The organism is Stenotrophomonas sp. PS02289 (assembly GCF_029960115.1).
In the GTDB taxonomy this organism is placed as follows: domain Bacteria; phylum Pseudomonadota; class Gammaproteobacteria; order Xanthomonadales; family Xanthomonadaceae; genus Stenotrophomonas.
In genome coordinates this window covers 1-1876 of record NZ_JASCOZ010000318.1, presented here as the reverse complement: position 1 = coordinate 1876, position 1876 = coordinate 1, and the positions used below count along the sequence as shown (strand labels likewise).

3 protein-coding genes are annotated in these 1876 nt (G+C 66.7%); 2 read left to right on the top strand and 1 reads right to left on the bottom strand.

Features of this window, described 5'->3' with window-relative positions; translation table 11 throughout:
* Nucleotides 1-93 precede the first annotated feature (93 nt).
* A complete protein-coding gene (locus QMX83_RS21340) occupies nt 94-528 on the bottom strand; it encodes an OsmC family protein (protein WP_282298623.1) in 435 nt (144 codons plus the stop codon).
* A gap of 282 nt (nt 529-810) precedes the next feature.
* Between QMX83_RS21340 and QMX83_RS21335 the strand changes: the two genes are divergently transcribed.
* Together QMX83_RS21335 and QMX83_RS21330 are read left to right on the top strand one after the other, a co-directional pair.
* Complete coding sequence (locus QMX83_RS21335; protein ID WP_125362407.1) at nt 811-1209, top strand: HU family DNA-binding protein; 399 nt, start codon at nt 811-813, stop codon at nt 1207-1209.
* 261 nt (nt 1210-1470) lie between these two features.
* Nucleotides 1471-1776, top strand: a complete 306-nt coding sequence (locus tag QMX83_RS21330; RefSeq protein ID WP_282298624.1) for a DUF3861 family protein — start codon at nt 1471-1473, stop codon at nt 1774-1776.
* The last annotated feature ends 100 nt before the right edge of the window (nt 1777-1876 follow it).

The window sequence follows — 1876 nt, the reverse complement described above, 5'->3', positions numbered from 1 at the left end:
GGGGGGGGCGCCCCCGGCCCCCCCCCGCCCCCCGGCCCGCCCCCCCCGCCCCCCCCCCCCCCCCCCCCCCCCCCGACGCGGTAACCCGGGAAATCAACCGGCCAGTTCGGCCTTCAGGCTGATCGGCACCGCACTCAGCGCCTTGGACACCGGGCAGTTCTGCTTGGCATCGTCGGCCACGGCGCGGAACTGGGTCTCATCGATGCCCGGCACCACCGCCTTGACCGACAGGCTGATCTGCGACAACTGCGGACCGCCCTCCATGGACAGGTCGACCTTGGCCTCGGTGTCCAGGGTGGTGGGCGGGAACCCGGCTTCGGTGAGCTTGGCCGACAGCGCCATGGTGAAGCAGCCGGCATGCGCGGCGGCGATCAGTTCTTCCGGATTGGTGCCTTTTTCATCGCCGAAACGGCTGCTGAAGGCATAGCGGGTGTTGTCCAGCAGGCCACTCTGTGGCGTGCTCAATTGTCCCTTGCCTGTCTTCAGGTCACCTTCCCAGTGCGCTTTGGCGTGACGCGAAATGCCCATTTGATCTGTCCTCTGCGGGGTGAATGGCGCGGCCAGCGTAGAGGGTCGCGCGTTAGCGCGGCGTCGGGCCGGCGTGTCCGCAATGCCCCCTCTAGCGCGGCCCTCCCCGGTCGTGCCACCCTGTTTTCAGGGCATGACCTGATGCACTGCAGTAACCGCACATGCAAAAAAACCTGAAATTTATGCGTCTACCTATTGGCGGCGCAGGTCACTTGCCCTACATTTCGCTTGCCGACGGGGTTCGGCGCGACCACACAACCAACCGTTACGGAACAGGAAACCATGGCAAAGACCGCTAAGAAGGCTGCCCCGAAGAAGGCAGCGAAGAAAGTCGCAACGAAGGCAGCCGCCAAGCCGGCCGCTCCGAAGCCGATCAAGGAAGTGCTGACCAAGTCCGGCCTGGTTGCACACATCGCTGAAGCCTCTGGCGTTGTCGCCAAGGACGTCCGCGCCGTGCTGGCCTCGCTGGAAAGCGCAGTGGCCTCTTCGGTGCACAAGAAGGGCGCTGGCAGCTTCACCCTGCCGGGCCTGCTGAAGATCACCGCTGTCGCCGTTCCGGCCAAGCCGAAGCGCAAGGGCATCAACCCGTTCACCAAGGAAGAGCAGTGGTTCGCCGCCAAGCCGGCCACCACCAAGCTGAAGGTGCGTCCGCTCAAGAAGCTCAAGGACGCCGCGCTGTAATCTGCGCGCTTCCCTGCAACACCGGAACGGGACGGCCTTGGCCGTCCCGTTTCATTTTCGGCCCAACCAGCCGCACGAAACACAGCGTTGCCAAAACCCGGCGATGTCCCCGGGTACCCCCGCAAGCCACAACCTGCGGCCTTCTGCGGCCCTGACCCTGCGGTTGAAACGCACAGGGTGGAACACTGCGTGCAGCCGCACCTGTCGTCGCCGCGCGGTGTCACGCCTAAGGTGGAGGCGTCCCCTACCGTGCCTGCCGCCATGACCAGCACCTCCCAGCGCTACCGCATTACCGTCACCCCGATTGAAAAGGATGGGTTGCAGTGCAGTGGGCGCTGCACCATCGAACTGGAACACCGCGCCCAGCAGGACTGGATGCGGCTGCTGGAGGCCGCGCGTCGCCAGAGCGGCCTGAGCGGCGATGAACGCGCCGCCGCCGTGGTGGCCACTCAGCTGCTGCTGGACCTGGCTCGGCGTCATGCGCAGGACCCTGAGCACCCGTTGACCGCGCTGCAGCCGCAGCTGGATGAGGTGCTGGCGGCGTTGGACGCGATCCAGCGCGGTTGATGCACCGCCTGGGCCGACCAACGGCCGGCGCTACCGGACGCACGCGCTGACGCGTCGCGCGGGTGGTTCGCACGCTATGCTGCGTGGGTAGCGCCGGCCG